The sequence below is a fragment of the Flavobacterium sp. FlaQc-52 genome, assembly GCF_044007495.1.
Classification (GTDB): domain Bacteria; phylum Bacteroidota; class Bacteroidia; order Flavobacteriales; family Flavobacteriaceae; genus Flavobacterium; species Flavobacterium cupriresistens.
Genome location: NZ_JBIPCV010000004.1, coordinates 76,927 through 97,058, shown reverse-complemented (window position 1 = coordinate 97,058; position 20,132 = coordinate 76,927). Strand labels below are relative to the sequence as shown.

Genomic DNA, 20,132 nt, shown 5'->3' with positions numbered 1-20,132 from the left:
CTCTTTTATTCAGACGGATTCAAAATCGAATCACATTCTGATATCCAGCTTCTGGCTCCGCCGTTTCTATAAGATACTTTTCCGAGCATATCAAACGTTGTTTTGCCATTCCTAATTGCTCCATTGACAATACATACTTGTGGTAACTCAATAATTTCGAAAGCATTTTTTAACCTGACATTTTGCTCTTTGATCACACTGGAGGAAAAATCAGATAAATCGAGCTTTACTAATATCACATTCTTACGAGACCACTTTTCAAATTCAGGGGTTCCAAACACTTCCTCCTGCAGGTTATCGGATGCGCTCGCGGCCGTAAACAAAATTAACATCGGCCTTCTTTGTTCAGCGCTCAAAGCAATTGCATCGGTCACGTTTGTTGTCCAACCAGCATTTTGAGCGTTCATCAAAAATGTAACTAAAAAAAACAGCAATAAAAGTAGTTTTCTATTCATAAAATTGCATAAATTAAGTTAACAAAAAACCAATTTAGCAAAATTTATCTTAAAAAACAAAAATATAATCACTAGAACCAATTCAAAAGTGATATAAAATATATTTTACTGTCGAAGCTATAGGCAATACACGCCTTGGCATAAAAACAGAAATTTAAACGACACAAAACAATCCTTAAAGAATAAACCTATTTAAAAAAAAACATCCCTTTTTGCACGTTGGCAAAAAGGGACTCTACAAATTAAATTAAGTAACTTAATTTAAATTTTAGTTATTCACTTGGGTGCAAAATAGAATTCGATTCCGAAATCCAAGATTTTGCTCCTCCCGGTTTATAGGAAATTTTTCCCAGGGCACTAAAAGTTGTTTTATTCTTTCTGATAGAAGCACTAGCGTAGCATACTTGCGGAAAATCATTAACGCCGAAGGCATCTTTCAACTTCATGTTTTGCTCTTTATCAGTATCAGATACATTAACATCTGATAAATCCAATTTTACAAGAATAACATTGTCTCTTGACCACACAGCAAAGTCCGGAGTTCTAAAGATTTCATTTTGCAAATTATTCGGCGCATCGGCTGTCGTGAATAAAATTAACATTGGTTTTTTTTGTTCGTTACTTAATGCAATCGCATCCGTCATATTAGTTTTCCAAACTAAGTTTTGGGATTGCATCGAAAATGAACCTAAAAAAACAAGTAGGATAAGTAATTTTTTAGTCATATCAATAGGCTTGGTTAGATTAGATTGACGAAATTAACATAATATTTTAATTTTCCAATTTTATTAGCACAAAAAACAAACTATTTATTTTTCGCTTCTAAAATAAGTGTCATTTTAATAATTAAACACCCGTTAATACGCCTTTTCTAAACAAAAAAAACTCCTTACAACGTACTGTAAGGAGTCTTTAGAAAGCTATTTTTAAAATATCTTTATGATTTTTTCGGATGAACAATTCCTTCGGCTACGGCCAACCAGGCAGTCGGACCTCCGGCAACATATCCGGTATGACCAAGGCCTTTAAAATTAACTTTACCGTCTTTAGATTCAGCGCTGGTAAAATAAATGGTTGGAAAACCTTGTATACCAAATGCTTGTTGCAATTCGTTATTCTGATTTTTTAATTCGGGTGTCTGTGGTGTTCTTCTAGGATAATCTAATTCAACTAAAACAACATTCTGACTTGCCCACTTTGAAAATTCAGCTGTTTTTAAAACTTCATTTTGCAGTCGGATACACCATCCACACCAATCGCTTCCTGTAAAAAACAGTAACATTGGTTTGTTTTCTTTATTACTTATTGCAATGGCTTCTTTTACATCTGTATGCCATTTCAACTCTTGAGCCTGGGCAACAAATGCTCCAACCAAAAAGAAAGCTATTAAAAATATTTTTTTCATGTTGTTTATTTTTAACAAATTTAAACAAAAATTGCAATGCAAAATGTCATCTACTTTACTTCTTGCATTAATTTCTTAATTAATGGTGTCGTAACGATTAAAACGATACCGGCAATTAAGGAATAGATTGCCAATTGATAGTATCCGTCTGTATAAGCAATAAGTTTTGACATTAATGTCGTTCCTGTATTGGCATTTGACATTTCTGACCCCAGCTTTCCTGCAGCAAATTGACCAAATGCACTTGATAAAAACCATAAACCCATCATCATACCAAACAATCTTTTTGGTGACAATTTGGTGATTACCGACATTCCGATTGGTCCGATACACAATTCTCCTAGTGTATATACCAGATATCCTAAGGCAAATACGTCTAAAGAACTTAATCCGTTTACATCTACAAAAAATCTTGCGCTATAAAAAACGAAGAACCCGGCAGCTAAAAGGATAAAGGAAAGTCCGAATTTAACAACTGTATTGGGTTCTATTTTTCTTTTGTAAAGAAAGATCCATAACAATCCCACTAAAGGACTAAAAATAATTACATATAATGAATTAATACTATTGTTAACCACATTGGGGTCAATAGTAAAAAACAACAATTTATTGGTCAAATTATCTTTTGCAAATAAAGATAAAGATCCTCCGGATTGCTCCGAAATAGCCATGAACATAAAATATCCGAAGATAAAAACAAACGCAGCCAATAATTTATACTGTTGCTTTCTGTCTTTAATTCTTAGTAATTCGAATAAAAAATACGACAATGCCACCACACCAATAGTGTACATAAAGTATTCTGTAAAATCAGAATTAATTACCATTATATAAACCAATGGTATCACTAGTAATGAACCTACATATACTGCAATCTCATAAAGATTACGTTTTTTAGGTTCGTGATTCTCAAGAGGTGAATTTCCAATTGGTGCCAAATGTTTTTTGGTCAAAAGAAAAGTAATAACTCCAATAATCATTACAATAGCAGCAGACAGGAAACACAAACTCCAAGAGTAATTTTTTCCTAAGTAAATCGGAATAGCTCCCCCTAACATTCCACCAATATTGATTCCGGCATAGAACATTCCGTATCCGGCGTCTCTTCTACCATCATTTTCATGATACAACTCTCCTACCATCGACGATACGTTTGGTTTAAAGAAACCGGTACCGATAATCGAAAGTGTTATCCCATAATAGAAAAAATCATGGGGTGAAGCTGCAATAAGTAAATTTCCTAAAATCATTACTATTCCTCCGAACAGTAATGATTTTTTAAATCCTAAAATTTTGTCGGCGAAAATTCCCCCGATGAAAGTGAAAGCATAAACAAAAGCCTGAATCGCTCCGTATTGCAGATTGGCTTTTCCTTCCAGTAAACCTAATTGGTCTACCATAAAGAATGCTAAAACTCCTCTCATTCCGTAGAAGCAGAAACGCTCCCACATTTCAACCAAAAACAAATACCATAATTGCTTTGGATACTTGCCTTTAAAATTCTGTATTTCTTCTAAAGTGATATTCTTTTCCATTTTATCTAACACCATGCATCATTTTTTTCAAAAATGGAGTCAGTGCAAACAATACAATTGCAGCGATACCTGTTAGCACAACAAATACCATGAAAAACTCGTATAAATTATGAATTTCAAATCCTGCAAAAAAGTGATTTGCTGCACTAATTTGATGTTTTTCTAAAAGGACTATTTGTTCTGCTGTAGGTGTTATCGTTTTATCTAAAACAGCCTGAAGATCTATACCTAATTCTTTTGCTTTGGCAAACTTATCACCCGTTGCAGGCAAAATAGAGCCTAAAGTTCCTCCTAAAGCGTAACCTGATGCATTAGACAAGAAAAACACACCATACAATAAAGAAGCAAATCGTTTTGGAGCCAATTTACCTACTAAAGATAAACCGATAGGAGACAAACATAATTCGGCACATGTATTTAAGAAATACAATAAGATCAACCATTTAACCAATAATAATCCTGAAGTTCCAATATAAGAAACCTGTGTCGCAATCATAAAGAAACTAATCGATATTATCACTAGACCTACCGCTAATTTTACAGGAGAGATTGGCTCTTTACTATTGGCTCTTAATGTATCCCATAATATACTGAACGGTACCGCCAATAAAACTACAAACATTCCGTTAAAAATCTGAACCATTGACGGAGGCATTTGCCAGCCAAAGAAATTTCTGTCGGTTTGATTATCGGCAATAAAAGTCAATGATGAACCCGCTTGTTCAAAAGCTGCCCAGAAGAAAATAATAAAGAAGGAAACGATATAAATTACAAATATCCTGTCTCTTTCAATCTTAGTTAAAGAAGTATCCGAAATAATTAATCCTGCCAATGACAAACCACTCGAGTAAATCAAAGTATAAATCAGATTCTGACCTACCACATAGTGAAAAAAGAATCCTAAAGCAACAAAAGCCACTCCTGCAGTTGCAAGGGCTTTGTTAGAGAAATTAGCTTTTTGCGCTTCTCCTTCTTCAAAATCAGAAGCATCATTTTTAGAAGGCAAACCTCCTAGTGGCTTTCCTTCAGGAGAAACCACATATTTATTTTTTAAAAAGTAAAAAACTATAGTACCGATAAACATGGCTGCAGAAGCTGCCAGGAAACCCCATCTGAAAGCATGAATATCTCTAATACCTCCAGCGTCTTTTACATCTCCTAATAAAGGACAAATAGACTGACCTAAAAAGGCTCCGATATTAATACCCATGTAGAAAATAGTAAAAGCACTATCTAATTTTGTTTTTTCCTGTTTTGGATACAAACTCCCCACCATACTTGAGATATTTGGTTTGAAGAATCCATTACCAAAAACAATAACTCCTAATGCAGAGTACATAACTATTTTTGCAAGATCAATATGCTCCCCAAAAATACTTCCGCTGGTAAACAACAATAATTGTCCGATTGCCATTAATAATCCTCCTAACAGGATACAGTTTCTGTTCCCTAAAAAACGATCGGCAACGAAACCTCCCAACATTGGAGTTAAATAACAAAGTCCAAGAAAACCACCATAAATCAACGAGGCTTCTTCTTCCTTCATTAATAAAGAGTTAACAAGAAATAAAGTTAATAAAGCTCGCATTCCATAAAAATTGAACCGCTCCCACATCTCCGTTCCAAACAATACCCAAAGTCCTTTTGGATGCGCCGATTTTACTTGTTTCTCTCCCATATTATTTATTATTTTTTTTTAAGGTTATAAAGTTATTCTATAAATTTTCTTTGATAAAGTTAGTCATTTTAGTATAAAGATGAATTCTCGTTTCTGTACCCAGAATATGATGGTCTTTGTCCGGATAAATCTCAGAATCAAATTGTTTGTTCGCCTGAATTAATGCTTCCATCATTTGCATTGAATTTTGCAGATGCACATTATCATCACCTGATCCGTGTATCAACAGAAACTTCCCTTTTAATTTATCCACATAATTTATTGGAGAATTCTGATCATAACCACTTTCATTTTCCTGAGGAGTCTGAAGATATCTTTCTGTATAAACACTATCGTAAAAACGCCAGTTGGTTACCGGAGCAACAGCAATTGCCATTTTGAAAACATCATTCCCCTGAAAAATACAATTTGAAGCCATAAATCCACCATAACTCCACCCGAACATTCCGATTCTTGAAGCATCAACATACGGATACGTTCCCAGTACTTTCGCAGCATCGATCTGATCTTCTACTTCGTATTTTCCTAGTTCTTTTTGTGTTACTTTTTTGAAATCAGCACCTTTAAAACCAGTTCCTCTACCATCAACACAAACTACAATATAGCCTTGTTGTGTAAGGGATATAAACCAATAATCATCTTTATTGTTCCAATCATTGTTTACTTGTTGAGAACCCGGACCAGAATACTGGTACATAAAAACAGGGTATTTTTTGGAAGGATCAAAATCTTTTGGCTTTAATATCCAGGTATTTAATTCAATTCCTTTTGCAGTTTTTAAAACAAAGAATTCTTTAACCGGCAAATTATAAGCTACCAATTTATCAGAAAGCGCTTTATTGTTCTCAATCACCTGAATTTCTTTACCCGTTTTCGCTTCGTTTAAAGTATACGTAGTTGGCTGAGCAGCACTAGAGAATGTATTGATAAAGTATTGGAAATTTGGACTAAAAGTCGCTGCGTTTGTTCCTGTAGTTTTAGCCAGCGCAATTTTGTTTTTTCCGTCTAATGAGATGCGGTAAATTGCTCTGTTAATAGAACCATTTTCAGTAGATTGGTAGAAAATAGTTTTTGTTTTTTCGTCGAAACCGTAGTATGAAGTTACTTCCCAGTTTCCTTTTGTAATCTGATTTTTTAATTTTCCGGTTTTGTCATATAAATAGATATGATTGAATCCGTCTTTTTCGCTTGTCCAGATAAAGCTGTTGTCTTTTAAAAAAGTCAAATTATCTGTAATATCAACGTATGCTTTGTCTTTTTCATTCAAAACCACTTTTGCAGCGGCGGTTGTCCCATCAACAAATAACAAATCCAGATTGTCCTGATGACGGTTTAAGACCTGTGCAGAGAGTACATTACTATCATTAGTCCATTTTAACCTTGGAATATAAAAATCATTGTAATTTCCAAGATCTACTTTTTTGGTTGCATTTGCGGCAGCATCATAAATATGTAAGGAAACTGCTGAATTCTTCTCTCCTGCTTTCGGATATTTGAAGGTTTCAATTTTCGGATACAGGTCTTTATGATACATTGCCATTGAGAACTCAGGAACCGCACTTTCATCAAAGCGAATGTATGCTAGTTTTTTGCTGTCTTGACTCCAGTCGAATGCTCTTACAAAAGCAAATTCTTCTTCATAAACCCAATCCGTAATACCATTAATGACTGCATTCTTCTTACCATCTGTCGTTACTGCTGTTATTTTTTTTGAAGTAACATCGTAAACATATAAATTATTTTCCTTGGCGTAGGCAATTTTAGTTCCATCAGGAGAGAACGTTGGTTCCTGAACCTGAAAATCGAAAAGCTTTGTTAAGGATTTTGAAGTAATATCGTACAAAAAATAATCTGCGATAAAGGAGTGTCGGAAAATCTGTCTGGAGTTGCAGGCAATCAAAATCTTTTTTTCAGAAGAATCGAAAGTGTAACTGTCTATTTTACCAGCTAGCGCTGCGTGATTTTTTGTGTCAATTAAATTGGATACTTTTTTAAGCGTAGCAAAATCATATAAATCGATCTCCATGCTCCCACTTGCCTCATCAGCATTCAATACGGTATACTGGTTTGTGTTTTTCAAGGATTGTAATTTGTCCATTCCTTTGGCCTGAAAAACGCCATGATAAATATTTTCAACAGTGACTTTTTGCTGACCAAAAACAGTCGTAACCAGTAACAATAGTATGACCGTAATTCTACTTGTATTCATTCGTATTATTTTAAAATATAAAAAAGAGCCCAATTTTAGTAAAAAAAATAAACATAATGCCCATTATAAGTGTTAAATGTTAAAAAAAATAACGATTGCGTACTTTCGGATTTTCATTTATAGATTGCAAACAAACCTCTTAAATTGGTATATTTGCCGCAATATTACTATTTAATCTACTGAGAATGAACAACGCCGTTGCCGGATTTTCAAAATTATCCAAAAATGAAAAAATAAACTGGATTGCAAACACCTATTTTTCGACTCCCGACGAGGCTCTTAAAATAATAAGAAATTACTGGAATTCAGACCACAAGCTCCAACAACTGCACGATGAATTCATAGAAAACACCATCACTAATTTATATATTCCGCTTGGAGTTGCTCCTAACTTTTTAATCAACGGGACGTACAAAACAATCCCAATGGCTATTGAAGAAAGTTCTGTGGTAGCCGCTGCTTCAAAAGCTGCCAAATTCTGGGCCACACGCGGTGGATTTAAGGCAACCGTAATGAATACTGAAAAAATTGGACAGGTTCATTTTACATTCAACGGAGATGCTGAAAAACTACAGTTGTTCTTCGATCAAATCAAACCTAAATTTTTCTCAGACACGCAAAGCATTACCAAAAACATGCAACAGCGCGGAGGAGGAATTCTCGATATTCAACTAAGAGACAAAAGAAATTTACTTGACAATTATTTCCAACTGCATGCTACTTTTGAAACCAAAGACAGCATGGGGGCCAATTTTATTAATTCTTGTCTGGAACAATTTGCAACAACTTTAAAAGAAGAAGCTCAAAATTCTGATTTATTTGCCGAAAATGAAACTCTTCAGGTTGTCATGAGTATTTTATCTAATTATGTCCCAAACTGTGTTGTCAGAGCCGAGGTTTCTTGCCCGGTTGAAGACTTAACTGAAAAACACATTACAAATCCGCAGGAATTTGCAGAACGTTTTGTACAAGCCGTTCAAATTGCAGAAGTGGAGCCATTTAGAGCCGTAACCCATAATAAAGGTATTATGAATGGTGTTGATGCGGTAATTCTGGCGACAGGAAATGATTTTAGAGCAGTAGAAGCCGGCATTCATGCTTATGCCTCCAGAAATGGTCAGTATTCGAGTTTATCACATGCCAAAATCGAAAATGGAATATTTACTTTTTGGCTTGAAATTCCACTTGCACTAGGCACCGTTGGCGGACTAACCTCCTTGCATCCGTTAGTAAAATTATGTTTAGAGGTGCTTCAAAAGCCTTCTGCAAGAGAACTAATGGAAGTAGTCGCCGTTGCAGGTCTGGCACAAAATTTTGCCGCATTGCGCTCGTTAACGACAAACGGAATTCAGGCAGGTCACATGAAAATGCACCTAAATAATATTATCAACCAATTTGAAGCCACCGAAGAAGAGCGCCATTTGATTAAAACGCACTTTAAGACCAATGCAATCTCTCACAGTGCTGTGGTTGAATTTATAGAAAATTTACGAAAATAACCAGAAGTTACTCTCGTGTTTGTTGTCCTTTTTTACTCCTCAAATTTTTTGAGGAATATAAAAAAAACCATTGCACCGGAGTCAAAAGAAACAGAATGAAAACAACCTTTTACAGCAACGGCAAACTCTTAATTACGGGTGAATATCTGGTTCTAGATGGCGCCAAAGCTTTTGCGTTGCCAACAAAATTTGGACAAAATTTAGTCGTAGAAGACGGAACAAACAAGGAAATTAAATGGAAAAGTTACGATTTTGACCATCAGATTTGGCTTGAAGATTGTATCTCTTTTTCGGATATTATAAACAATCCAACTGCACAAATTGAGACTGTAAAAACGACCTTAATTACGATTTTGCATGAGGCTTATCTCTTAAATTCTGATTTTATTAATCAAGCTCAGGGTTACCTTGTCACAACGGAACTTACATTTCCAAAAAACTGGGGATTAGGCACTTCTTCTACCTTATTGAACAATATCGCTCAATGGACCAAAATAGATGCTTTTACGCTACTTAAAAACAGTTTTGGAGGTAGTGGTTACGATATTGCCTGTGCACAACACAATACTCCGATTATTTATCGTCTGGAACAAAATGTACCTGTAGTAGAACCTGTAACTTTTAATCCGGATTTTACTCAGAATTTATTCTTTGTTTACCTTAATAAAAAACAAAGTAGTAAAACAGCAATAAATGCTTATTACAATAATAAAAATCAAAATTTAGCCAACAGCATTACCGAGAATAACAAAATTACGGAGACGGCCTTAAAGGCAAAAACCTTAACCGAATTTGCTTACGCCTTAGAAAAACATGAAACACACTTAAGTAATATCTTAGAATTGGAAACCATAAAAGAAATTGCTTTTCCTGATTTTAATGGTGTCGTAAAAAGCCTTGGTGCATGGGGTGGCGATTTTGTATTAGTGATTTCAAAAGAAAACCCAAAAGAGTATTTTGCTTCAAAAGGATATGAAACCATTCTTACTTATGCGGAAATGATATTGTAAAACGACACAGTATTACGCAACGATTTAAAAATCATTTGATTATAACATACCAAAAGGAAGCAATCTCAAACAGCGAGATTGCTTCCTTTTTATTTACAAACACTTTTGAAAAATTAAATTCAGAAGTACCTTCTTTACAGCAACTTCCTAATTGATTCACCGAGTTTATACCTAAATCTTCGCTCCCTTGGCAATTTCTTACTTAAAAAATGTGTTTTTTTTCGAAGTGGAACTAGTTGCATTAGCAAAGCTTCAATCCTTATTTCTTGCAATTCTGTCCTCACAACTAAGGAAAATAATAGGCAAAAAAAAAAGCCATCTCTAATTTTAGCAGAGATGGCTTTTTTAATTATTTTGATAGACTTAGTAGTTAAACTGTAATCTGTTGTCTTCGATTTTAGCATTGTTTTTTAACGCTGGTAAAATTCTGCTTGCATCAGATGCGCTTTGTGCTTTTACCTTTTCGATGTAAGGAGCATGACTTGCAATCGCCGGAGCTTTTACAGTACTAACATTCTTCACCACATAAACTCCTGTATTTCCTTCAATTGGAGCAGAGATTTTATTTGCAGCTAAAGCAAATGCATTACCAACAACTTTTGGCTCTTGTCCAACTCCACCAGGTAAAACCGGATTATCCATAGTTACATTAGCAGCTTGTTGAACAGCAACACCAGCACTTTTAGCAACTGCTTCAATACTAGATCCTGTCATTTTAGCTTTTAGCATTTCTGCTTTTTTCTTGTTTTTCAAGATTGGCTCTACATAAGGTCTTGCAGCAACTACAGATACCAAACCTGATTTGTTTTCGCTTTTATATTGAGCAATTACGTGACCAATATTAGCGATTTCAAAACGCTTAACATCATTTTTATCTGTTTCTTTATCAAATGCCCATCTTATAATGTTACGTTGATTTCCTAATGAACCAAATGCTTCGTCCATTGCTTTTGCAGTTACAGGAGGAGCTACTTTTAATCCTAATTCTTTTGCTGTTGCATTAAAATCATTCTTAGCAGCATCCATTTCAAATTTAGTTGCCAAAGTAAATACTTTATCAGAAGTTACCTCAGATGGCTCGATTTTTTGAGCTATTGTAGCTAAACGAATTCCGTCTTGTTTGTCTGTGATTTTGATAATATGAAATCCAAAAGGAGTTTCTACTAAACCAACTTTTCCAATTCCGTTACTGAATACAAAATCATTGAAAGGTTTTACCATTTGGTTTGGACCAAAATATCCTAAATCACCACCTTGTTGTGCAGATGAATCATCAGAACTTGTAAAAGCCAACATCATGAAACTATCCGGATTAGCCTGAACCTGAGCTAGAATTTCTTCTGCTTTAGCTTTTGCTTCTTCTTTCGTTCTTTTCTCTTTTGTATTTGGCGTTTGAGAACCAGTATATCCAATTAAAATATGGCTTGCTTTTGCATTAACTCCTGCTTTAAATCCAAGAGATTTAGAAATACAATAGTATTTACCAAAAACGTAAGGTCCGTAGATTTGACCCGGAGCTAAAGAAAACAATTTATCTGCATCAACTGCAGGCAAGTTATTTTTAGCAACATAAGTAGAATCGTAAGGAACATCAGAATTTGAATTTACAAATTCAGCAATGTTAGTTGCATTTCTGAAACCTGGCAAAGTATCGTTTTTACCTGTTTTTGCATTGTAAACAACACTTCCTGATAACAAAGCAGTAATCTTAGCTTTAATTTCAGCTTCGTCTTCTTTTGAAGCTTTATCTTCAACTAAAACATATTGAATTTCACGAGTATCATCCGCTTTGAATTTTTTCTCGTTTTTCTTCATGTAGTCCACAATTTCTGAATCAGAAATTTTCACTTCACTATCTTTAATAGAAGAATACAATCCGGCAACATAAGCAAAATTTACTTTGTTCGCTTCCATTTCGTATTTTAACTTTCCTTCACTAGCAGTTGTGTAAAGTCCTGATTTTACTAATGTATTGTAGATTTGAAATTTTGCATTTAATGTAGCATCTTTCTCTTTATCTGCAATATATTGTTTTGCTTCAGGATTTGATTTAAAGTACTCTTTGAATTTAACGATATCAAACATACCAGCTGCATTTAAGAACATTGGGTTTTTACCAATATTCGGATCAGCTTTCAGAACTTCAATTAAGTGTTTTTCACCTACTCTCAATCCTAATTTTTCAAACTGAGTTGATAATAATGCGATTGAAACCTCTTGGTCCCAAACTCTGTTAGCAGCTTCGGTAGAAGAAATTCCCTGACCACTTTTTTCAACATTACTAACTTTAACTCTAAAGTCTTCAAATGAAATGTCTTTTCCATCGATACTTCCTACATCTTTCGAACTTTGACCGAAAGTCCCTCTGGTGAATAGATCTTGTATTATAAATGCAAATAATGCAAGTGCAATAACTCCTATTAATAAAGCGGAACGCTGTCTAATTTTTGCTAAAACTGCCATTTTTATTATCGTTAATTTTATATTCAGTTTGCGAAAATACAATTATCTAGTTAATAACAATACAACTAGGGTTTTATTTTACACATTTTTTTTCAATTACTAAAAAAATCACTCTTTTATAGTCATTTTTACTAATTCGATTTTCTTATTTGTTGCCTCTTCTATCACGAAATGATAGTTATCAATCACTATTTCTTCTCCTTTTTGAGGAATTTCTTTTGTTGAATTTACTATAAAACCTCCTAAAGTACCGTATGAATCCTCTTCGGGAATACCCAATTTATAGGCTTCATTCAAATACTCCACATCTAAACGAGTCGAAAACAAATACTTACCCTGACCCAGCTCCTGCTCTATCAATTCCTCATCCAGATCATGCTCGTCTTCGATCTCACCGAAAAGCTCTTCTACAATATCTTCTATGGTAATTATCCCTGCTGTTCCTCCATGTTCATCTAAAACAACGGCGACATTCTTTCTTTTTTTGATCAACAGATTTAACGCGTCTTTTATCGAAATAGTTTCCGGAACAAACTCCACTGTCATCAAAACAGATTTGATTGTTTTTGGCTTCTTAAACAGATCAAAAGAATGCACATAACCCACGATATCATCTAATGAGTTTTGACTCACTACAATTTTAGAATAGCCGGTTTCTATAAAAACTTCTTTAAGCTCTTCAACACTGTCAAATAAATCCACCGCAACAATTTCTGTACGTGGTGTCATAATATCGCGCGCTTTTACACCCGAAAATTCTAAAGCATTTTGAAAAATCTGAATTTCTGAATCGACTTCTTCATTATCCTCAACAGAACTCATTTGTTCGTTAATATAATTTCCGAGCTCTACTTTACTAAAATACAGCTGCACCTGATCTCCTTCTGTTTTAAAAAATTTCTTTAAAACAAAATCTGAAACCCAGATAAAGAAAGTCGAAATATAGTAAAATAGTCTATAAAACAGATAGGCCGGAATTGCAAAAAATTTAATTAAGGAATTGGCATAAATCTGAAAGAAAACCTTAGGAAGAAACTCAGCTGTAATCAAAACTATAAAAGTAGAAATTACGGTCTGAATCAATAAACCAGCAACCTCCGAGAACCGATAGCCCAATTGAGTTAGCTGCATCAAGATCAGATCACCCATAAAAAAACCATAAACCACCAGCGCCACATTGTTACCAATGAGCATTGCAGCAATAAATTTAGAGGGATTACCGGTAAGTTTGGTAAGAATTTGAGAGAGAAAATTATCCTGTTTTTTTTCTATTTCAAGATAAATTTTATTCGAGGAAATAAAAGCAATTTCCATTCCTGAAAAAAAGGCTGACAGTATTAAACATAGTATTATAATACCAATCTCCATTTTTTATTGTTTTTTGTTACGATCGTCAAATTTCCTGGCAAATTTTCTCCTGAAGAAAAACATAAAAACAGCTAAACCGGCAATTATAAAACTCATCGTCGAGCCTTCAATTCCTTCGTTTAGCTTTACAACGCCATCATAAATAAAGAAAACTGCAAATAATATGTAAACGTATTGTGTGTATTTTAAATAACCCATAATATAATTTATTCTTCGGCTTCTAATTCGCCTGTTATTCGTTGTGAATTTATCACTTTAAAATCCTTACTAAAATCAATCCCCTGTCCGTAAGAAACCCCTTTTGCATCTGTAAGCTTAAATTTTCTTTCGGTATAAAACCATTCGTTCTTCTGATCAAAATACAACTGCTCCGTCTCCAGCATCTGACCGGTTTCTGATGTGATTTTTACTTTTCCCTGTAAATCAATAATTCCGGTTGGCTTATAGGAAATAGCGTAATTTGATCTTATAAAGGTACGCTTTAGATTCTTATCATATAAAGTAACATCAATTCCCTTTGGAAACTCTGTAAATGGAAAATCGAGATTCGAATAATCCAACATTTTAGAACTAACCAAAACTCCGGTTATACGTCCTGAATCCGTATATTTTATATTTACGGTATCGGCATCACTGCCGGGAACAAACTCTGAAAAGTTACTTTTCTGAACTTCTTTAAAATTACTTTCGCATCCAAAAAACATTGTCACAGCAAGAACTGTGACAATTGTTAGTATATATTTCTTTGGTAAATTCATTTGCCAAATGTAGTAAATTGTACTGAGCTTAAAAAAACATAAAGTTATGTTTAGTTGAATCTGCTTTTCACAAACCATCTATCGTTAAAAGAGAAACTCATGCTAAAATTCATGTAATTTTCTTTAACTAAACCTGATGAAGTAGTTCCCTTTTTACCAAATTCAATTCCAAAATTTACATTTGAAAAAGTCCCTGTAATTGGAAAACCGGCACCCAATGTCATACCAACATCATTAATTGATTCATTATTGATAATCAAACCTACTTTTTCATATTTAAGACCTGCTCTATAGGTAACTCTGCTTAAGTAACTTGAAAAAGAAGTATAGTTAGGAATGTAATAACCCCCAACAGCATATTTTGAAGATTTTTCGTAACGTACATTACTAGCTGTATTGTAATAATTAGCAAGTGAACCTGCATCACCTTGAAAAGCCATTGTAGTACCTACTAACCATTTTCTCGCTTCTCCAATACCTGCACCAAATGTAAATTTACCAGGAATCTTTAACTTAACCGAATTTTCAGGATAGGTAAACGTGTTCGGATCTCCGTCAACTTCAGTAATTCTGCCATTGTCTGAATTTAAATTACCCGAGAAGGTATAACTCAAACTCGTATACAAGTTCAATTTTTTATCAATCTTCGTCTGATACATTGTACCAATATTAAAGTTCACCCCTGATAACTCAGAAGTATTTGTTTCTCTGGTAGCATTTTGAACATCAGTTTTCATCTCTACGCTTGCAGTCGTGATTTTACCAAAATTATATTGTACATCAGCACCAATATTCCATTTAGGTGTAATTTTGTAACCAAGTCCAAAAAACACTTTATTAACTCCACCCTTTCCTTCTAACTGACTGCTTATTGCATCCGGAATAGTAGTTTTGTCATTTGAAATTCTATACCCAACGGAAGTTAAAGGAACCAAACCAATAGCAGCACCAAACTTACCCATCGGAATACCTAAAGCCAAATAATCAAAAGTTGATCTTTGTGCTTTTGAAGTCTCTTTATCCGTTTTTATTTTAGTTGTTCCAAAAGTACCTCCAACACTAAACGTGGTTTGCCCCAAACTGGCATAACTTGCGGGATTTTCAATATTCAAATGTATCGAATCCTGCTCTACTGCAACTCCCCCCATAGACCTGTATTCAAGAGTTCCTTTGAATCTTGCATCACCAATTCCGTAAAAAGAATAAGGCGATGAAGTACCTTGCTGTGCAAATGAAACGAACGATATAAGTAAACAAGTACTTATTATAATTTTTTTAATCATTGTCGATTTTATATTGAAATGTTTGGTTCAAACTTTCTAAAAGGAAATTTGAATTGGCAAATATGGTATTTTTTAATCGTTTAGCCAAAAAATCTGCATCGCCACCCGTTAAAATTATTATAAAATTTGAAAAATTTGCCCGATACTCCTCGATAAAACCATCAACCTCATAGACAAAACCGTTGACAACACCAGAATGAATGGCCTCTTTTGTAGAATCACCTATATAGTGTTCCGGTACTTCTAAAGTTAGTAAAGGCAATTTGGCCGTAAAATTATGCAGCGCTTCATAACGCAATCTGAGTCCGGGAGAGATTGCACCGCCTAAATACTGATCCTTTTCGTCTATAAAGTCATAAGTAATACAAGTTCCTGCATCTATCACCAATCTATTTTGTTTTGGAAACTGCAAAGTGGCTCCCGCTGCCAAAACCATCCGATCTATTCCTAACGTTTTTGGAGTTGCATATTTGTTTATGAAAGGAAAAACATCTTCATGCGTCAAAAAATGAATTGTAAGCTGCTTTTCGAAAGTCAAAAAAGCTTGTTTTTCGATATTTCCGACCGACGCAACGACCAAATCGGTGCAATTTTGAAATTTTTTTAAAATATTTTCAATTTTATTCTCGAACTCACTTTTCTCAAAAACGAAGCTCTCCAAAATACTACCTCCCTCAAAGACAGCCGCTTTAATTCTAGTATTTCCAACGTCAACTGTTAAAACCATATTTGTTTTTTTACCTGTGCGAAGATACGAATTGATTTTTTTAAACAAATGTTTTGGATAAACCAAAAATGGTTCTATCTTTGCACCCGCAATCAGCACGGTGCCTTAGCTCAGATGGTAGAGCAATGGACTGAAAATCCATGTGTCCCTGGTTCGATCCCTGGAGGCACCACCAAAACCCGAATAGCAATATTCGGGTTTTTTGTTTTTATACCTTTTCTAAAAAATAAAAACTACTTATTCTTGATCCCAGATCTCATGATTTTGAAATTCCAAATTTTGAAATTCCAAATTCCAATCTCGAAGAAGCGAAACGGATGCAGAAATTGTCTTTCTTGTTTTTAAATTAAAGCTAACAGGTTTTTGAAACCTGTTAGCTTTAATTTTTGAGGTATTTTTTCACGCAGATTTTGCAGATTCTAGCAGATTTTTTTAGCATTGCTTCTGCCGAAATCTGCTAAATCTGCGTGAAACTTTATTTTGCCCCCAACTTATTCTTGATCCCAGATCTCATGTTTATTAAATTCCAAATTTTGAAATTCCAAATTCCAATCTCGAAGAAACGGAACGGGTGCAGAAATTGTCTTTCTTGTTTTTAAATTAAACCTAACAGGTTTTTGAAACCTGTTAGGTTTGGTTTTTGAGGTATTTTTTCACGCAGATTTTGCAGATTCTAGCAGATTTTTTTAGCATTGCTTCTGCTGAAATCTGCTAAATCTACGTGAAACTTTATTTTGCCCCCAACTTATTCTTGATCCCAGATCTGATGTTTATTAAATCCCAAATTTTGAAATTCCAAATTCCAATCTCGAAGAAGCGGAACGGATGTAGAAATTGTCTTTCTTATTTTTAAATTAAACCTAACAGGTTTCAAAAACCTGTCAGGTTTGGTTTTTGAGGTATTTTTTCACGCAGATTTAGCAGATTCTAGCAGATTTTTTTAGCATTGCTTCTGCCGAAATCTGCTAAATCTGCGTGAAACTTTATTTTGCTCCCCAAAACTCACATGACATTCTACAAAAATCAACAGCTCTTTGTTAAAGCACTAAGCGCATTTTCTTACAATATAAAGTAAGACCAAAATAAACCTCAAATTAAACCAGTTTATTATTTTTACTCCCTAATCTCATCAGTCCCAACTAAGAAAATTCAGGAGTTTACTCAAAATGAGCACACTAGTTTTCTAGAAAACCTTTCATCTTTTGAAGCTGATTCCTGAAAAACTGCTTCAAAATTTCAAACTTTAAAACCTTAGATTTAATTTTTTAAAACAATCGTGTAAAATGTTTTGGATAAACCAAAAATCCTCCTATATTTGCACCCGCAATAAGCATGGTGCCTTAGCTCAGATGGTAGAGCAATGGACTGAAAATCCATGTGTCCCTGGTTCGATCCCTGGAGGCACCACCAAAACCCGAATAGCAATATTCGGGTTTTTTGTTTTTATACTTTATCCTTATTATGGACCAAGTCCAAAAGTTATGGATTCTTACTAGAATCCTTCTTCTGAGTCCGAGAATCTCTCTCACAAAGTCGCAGAGTCGCCAAGTTTTTTTCTGCTTTTTTTGACCTTTACACCTTTGTTATTTTCGAAAAAAGAAATCCTTACTTCTACAAATCCTTTTTAATCTATAAAATTTAAGGTTCTTTTATTTATTCTGCCACAGATTTAAAGGATTAAAATGATTAATAATTTGTGACGCAGAAAAAATAGACACGAATTGCACCAATTACACAAATTAATTCGCGGCAATTGGTGTAATTCATGGCAAACGATTAAAAAGAAAGCCACAGATTAAAAGATTAAAATGATTAAACAATCCGTGCGAATCTCTTTAATCTGTGGCAAAAAAAATAATTCGCGACAATTAGTGTAATTCGTGGCAAACGATTAAAAAACACAGAACATAAATTGATCTTATTTTTCAAATCCGTAAATTAACTCCTCTTTACCATTCGTTAATACCAAAACACTCCAATTTAAATTTTAACGCACTACTCTTGCTAATTGCTTTTCGCAACGAAATAGCAGTAAAAAATTACAATAAATAAAAAAGAATGATTGCGACTTTTCAAAGACCTAAAGTACTTTCCTTACAGCAAATCCGAAAAAACCGTTGCTAATAATATAAATTAATATTTCACAAAAAAAGTAGCGAATAAATAAAAAATTATCCTTTATATTCGTAAAAAATTTACATAATGTTTTATTTAGTGTCAAAATCACGTTTTTAATTAATGAGTAAGACTTCTGCAAAAGGAATTTGGAAAGTAATTTCCGCCTCATCCATGGGAACCATGATAGAATGGTACGATTTCTATATTTTCGGAAGTTTGGCCGTTGTCTTATCGACCAAATTTTTTCCGGGTGATAATCCGACTGCTGCTTTTTTATCGACTTTGGCCACTTTTGCAGCCGGATTTGTGGTGCGCCCGTTTGGTGCTTTATTTTTTGGAAGACTTGGCGACATCATTGGTCGTAAATATACTTTTATGGCTACTTTATTATTAATGGGTGGTTCCACTTTCTTAATTGGATGTATTCCGAGTTATGAAACAATTGGTTTTTTAGCTCCTGTATTGGTGCTGATTCTTCGTTTACTGCAAGGACTTGCTCTTGGTGGTGAATATGGCGGAGCTGCTACTTATGTCGCTGAACATGCTCCTGAAGGACAGAAGGGATATTGGACCTCCTGGATTCAAACCACTGCTACTGTGGGGTTGTTTATCTCTTTAATGGTGATTTTGGTGACTAAAAATACGCTTTCGGCAGCTGCTTTTGATTCTTGGGGATGGCGTGTGCCGTTCTGGATTTCTATTGTTATGGTTGGTGTCTCTTATTTGATACGAAAAAATATGGATGAATCTCCGGTTTTCGCAAAAGCAAAAAAAGAAGGTACTACCAGCAAAAATCCGCTTAAAGAAAGTTTCGGAAACCGCTATAACTTAAAATTTGTTTTGTTGGCCTTATTTGGCGCTACAATGGGACAAGGTGTTGTTTGGTATACGGGGCAGTTTTATGCGATGAGCTTTATGAAAACAGTGATGAATATTAATTCTTCGCAAGTTGATAGTTTGTTGGGAATTGCACTATTACTGGGAACTCCTTTTTTCATCTTCTTTGGATGGCTGAGCGACAAAATAGGACGTAAATATATCATGATGTCGGGTATGCTTCTGGCAATTTTGTTCTACAGACCTATTTACAGAACAATGTACACCACAACTGATGTAGAACACAAAACGGAAATCACAGCAAAAACGACACAAACGGTCGAGAATTCAAATAACGGAAGTTCTGTAACTACAACGACAAAAAATTATACTGATGGCACATCCGCGGTCGAGAAAAAAACGTATGTGACAAAAAAAGAAGCGCAAAAAAATATTTCAATTACAATAAACCCAAGTGATAAATGGACTTTAGTTTTTCTGGTCTTTATTCAGGTGTTATTTGTTACCATGGTGTACGGGCCGATTGCCGCATTTTTAGTAGAAATGTTTCCAACTAAAATCAGATACACCTCGATGTCTCTGCCGTATCATGTAGGGAATGGAATTTTTGGAGGTTTACTTCCTGCTATTTCAACCTATTTTGTAACACATGCCAAAGAAGCCGGAAAACCTGACTTTTATCTTGACGGATTATGGTATCCGATCATCATTGCTTCGGTATGTTTTGTAATTGGAATGATTTATATCGATACTAAAAACCAAACCACTCACCTTTAAAATTTTAAAA

General features: G+C 34.4%; 15 protein-coding genes and 2 tRNA genes. 5 read left to right on the top strand and 12 right to left on the bottom strand.

The features are described from left to right. Positions 1-5 precede the first annotated feature (5 nt). From ACHRV5_RS09140 to ACHRV5_RS09115, 6 genes are all read right to left on the bottom strand, one after another. Positions 6-455 (bottom strand): thioredoxin family protein, encoded by a 450-nt coding sequence (locus tag ACHRV5_RS09140; protein WP_395426542.1) that lies wholly within the window; start codon positions 453-455, stop codon positions 6-8. Positions 456-727: 272 nt separating this feature from the next. Further along, a complete protein-coding gene (locus ACHRV5_RS09135; protein WP_047772740.1) occupies positions 728-1,180 on the bottom strand; it encodes a hypothetical protein in 453 nt (150 codons plus the stop codon). Positions 1,181-1,392: 212 nt separating this feature from the next. Beyond that, positions 1,393-1,860 (bottom strand): thioredoxin family protein, encoded by a 468-nt coding sequence (locus tag ACHRV5_RS09130; protein WP_047772739.1) that lies wholly within the window; start codon positions 1,858-1,860, stop codon positions 1,393-1,395. 50 nt (positions 1,861-1,910) lie between these two features. Next, positions 1,911-3,395: a peptide MFS transporter gene (locus ACHRV5_RS09125; protein WP_047773244.1), complete on the bottom strand. Its 1,485-nt coding sequence runs from the start codon at positions 3,393-3,395 to the stop codon at positions 1,911-1,913. Between the two features lies 1 nt (position 3,396). Beyond that, positions 3,397-5,073 carry a peptide MFS transporter gene (locus ACHRV5_RS09120; protein WP_047772737.1) on the bottom strand — a complete coding sequence of 559 codons (1,677 nt, stop codon included), beginning with the start codon at positions 5,071-5,073 and terminating at the stop codon, positions 3,397-3,399. Positions 5,074-5,110: 37 nt separating this feature from the next. Continuing rightward, positions 5,111-7,282: a S9 family peptidase gene (locus tag ACHRV5_RS09115; RefSeq protein WP_395426541.1), complete on the bottom strand. Its 2,172-nt coding sequence runs from the start codon at positions 7,280-7,282 to the stop codon at positions 5,111-5,113. Positions 7,283-7,467: 185 nt separating this feature from the next. Here ACHRV5_RS09115 and ACHRV5_RS09110 point away from each other — a divergent pair, with 185 nt between their 5' ends. Together ACHRV5_RS09110 and ACHRV5_RS09105 are read left to right on the top strand one after the other, a co-directional pair. Continuing rightward, positions 7,468-8,781, top strand: a complete 1,314-nt coding sequence (locus tag ACHRV5_RS09110; RefSeq protein ID WP_395426540.1) for a hydroxymethylglutaryl-CoA reductase, degradative — start codon at positions 7,468-7,470, stop codon at positions 8,779-8,781. A 95-nt stretch (positions 8,782-8,876) separates the two neighbouring features. Beyond that, complete coding sequence (locus ACHRV5_RS09105) at positions 8,877-9,791, top strand: GYDIA family GHMP kinase (protein ID WP_395426538.1); 915 nt, start codon at positions 8,877-8,879, stop codon at positions 9,789-9,791. A gap of 363 nt (positions 9,792-10,154) precedes the next feature. Here ACHRV5_RS09105 and ACHRV5_RS09100 read toward each other — a convergent pair whose 3' ends face one another. The 6 genes from ACHRV5_RS09100 to ACHRV5_RS09075 form a co-directional block, all read right to left on the bottom strand. After that, complete coding sequence (locus tag ACHRV5_RS09100; protein ID WP_395426537.1) at positions 10,155-12,254, bottom strand: peptidylprolyl isomerase; 2,100 nt, start codon at positions 12,252-12,254, stop codon at positions 10,155-10,157. Between the two features lie 108 nt (positions 12,255-12,362). After that, a complete protein-coding gene (locus ACHRV5_RS09095; protein WP_395426536.1) occupies positions 12,363-13,622 on the bottom strand; it encodes a hemolysin family protein in 1,260 nt (419 codons plus the stop codon). Positions 13,623-13,625: 3 nt separating this feature from the next. Continuing rightward, positions 13,626-13,820, bottom strand: a complete 195-nt coding sequence (locus ACHRV5_RS09090; RefSeq protein ID WP_395426535.1) for a hypothetical protein — start codon at positions 13,818-13,820, stop codon at positions 13,626-13,628. Between the two features lie 8 nt (positions 13,821-13,828). Continuing rightward, positions 13,829-14,380, bottom strand: a complete 552-nt coding sequence (gene lptC / locus ACHRV5_RS09085; RefSeq protein WP_047772725.1) for an LPS export ABC transporter periplasmic protein LptC — start codon at positions 14,378-14,380, stop codon at positions 13,829-13,831. Positions 14,381-14,430: 50 nt separating this feature from the next. After that, the gene (locus tag ACHRV5_RS09080; protein WP_395426534.1) at positions 14,431-15,663 is read right to left on the bottom strand and encodes a hypothetical protein; all 1,233 of its coding nucleotides are present in this window, start codon (positions 15,661-15,663) and stop codon (positions 14,431-14,433) included. Further along, positions 15,656-16,390 carry a type III pantothenate kinase gene (locus tag ACHRV5_RS09075; RefSeq protein ID WP_395426533.1) on the bottom strand — a complete coding sequence of 245 codons (735 nt, stop codon included), beginning with the start codon at positions 16,388-16,390 and terminating at the stop codon, positions 15,656-15,658. The genes ACHRV5_RS09080 and ACHRV5_RS09075 overlap by 8 nt, the downstream gene beginning before the upstream one ends. A gap of 99 nt (positions 16,391-16,489) precedes the next feature. Here ACHRV5_RS09075 and ACHRV5_RS09070 point away from each other — a divergent pair. From ACHRV5_RS09070 to ACHRV5_RS09060, 3 genes are all read left to right on the top strand, one after another. Further along, positions 16,490-16,565: transfer RNA gene (locus ACHRV5_RS09070), tRNA-Phe, on the top strand. Positions 16,566-17,724: 1,159 nt separating this feature from the next. Further along, positions 17,725-17,800, top strand: a tRNA-Phe gene (locus tag ACHRV5_RS09065). An 828-nt stretch (positions 17,801-18,628) separates the two neighbouring features. Further along, the gene (locus ACHRV5_RS09060; RefSeq protein ID WP_395426532.1) at positions 18,629-20,122 is read left to right on the top strand and encodes an MFS transporter; all 1,494 of its coding nucleotides are present in this window, start codon (positions 18,629-18,631) and stop codon (positions 20,120-20,122) included. Positions 20,123-20,132: the final 10 nt, after the last annotated feature.

Excerpts from the sequence above, each read along its gene's own strand:
- ACHRV5_RS09140 (WP_395426542.1), bottom strand. The coding sequence starts at position 455 with ATGAATAGAAAACTACTTTTATTGCTGTTTTTTTTAGTTACATTTTTG.
- ACHRV5_RS09135 (WP_047772740.1), bottom strand. The coding sequence starts at position 1,180 with ATGACTAAAAAATTACTTATCCTACTTGTTTTTTTAGGTTCATTTTCG.
- ACHRV5_RS09130 (WP_047772739.1), bottom strand. The coding sequence starts at position 1,860 with ATGAAAAAAATATTTTTAATAGCTTTCTTTTTGGTTGGAGCATTTGTT.
- ACHRV5_RS09125 (WP_047773244.1), bottom strand. The coding sequence starts at position 3,395 with ATGGAAAAGAATATCACTTTAGAAGAAATACAGAATTTTAAAGGCAAG.
- ACHRV5_RS09120 (WP_047772737.1), bottom strand. The coding sequence starts at position 5,073 with ATGGGAGAGAAACAAGTAAAATCGGCGCATCCAAAAGGACTTTGGGTA.
- ACHRV5_RS09115 (WP_395426541.1), bottom strand. The coding sequence starts at position 7,282 with ATGAATACAAGTAGAATTACGGTCATACTATTGTTACTGGTTACGACT.
- ACHRV5_RS09110 (WP_395426540.1), top strand. The coding sequence starts at position 7,468 with ATGAACAACGCCGTTGCCGGATTTTCAAAATTATCCAAAAATGAAAAA.
- ACHRV5_RS09105 (WP_395426538.1), top strand. The coding sequence starts at position 8,877 with ATGAAAACAACCTTTTACAGCAACGGCAAACTCTTAATTACGGGTGAA.
- ACHRV5_RS09100 (WP_395426537.1), bottom strand. The coding sequence starts at position 12,254 with ATGGCAGTTTTAGCAAAAATTAGACAGCGTTCCGCTTTATTAATAGGA.
- ACHRV5_RS09095 (WP_395426536.1), bottom strand. The coding sequence starts at position 13,622 with ATGGAGATTGGTATTATAATACTATGTTTAATACTGTCAGCCTTTTTT.
- ACHRV5_RS09090 (WP_395426535.1), bottom strand. The coding sequence starts at position 13,820 with ATGGGTTATTTAAAATACACACAATACGTTTACATATTATTTGCAGTT.
- lptC (WP_047772725.1), bottom strand. The coding sequence starts at position 14,380 with ATGAATTTACCAAAGAAATATATACTAACAATTGTCACAGTTCTTGCT.
- ACHRV5_RS09080 (WP_395426534.1), bottom strand. The coding sequence starts at position 15,663 with ATGATTAAAAAAATTATAATAAGTACTTGTTTACTTATATCGTTCGTT.
- ACHRV5_RS09075 (WP_395426533.1), bottom strand. The coding sequence starts at position 16,390 with ATGGTTTTAACAGTTGACGTTGGAAATACTAGAATTAAAGCGGCTGTC.
- ACHRV5_RS09060 (WP_395426532.1), top strand. The coding sequence starts at position 18,629 with ATGAGTAAGACTTCTGCAAAAGGAATTTGGAAAGTAATTTCCGCCTCA.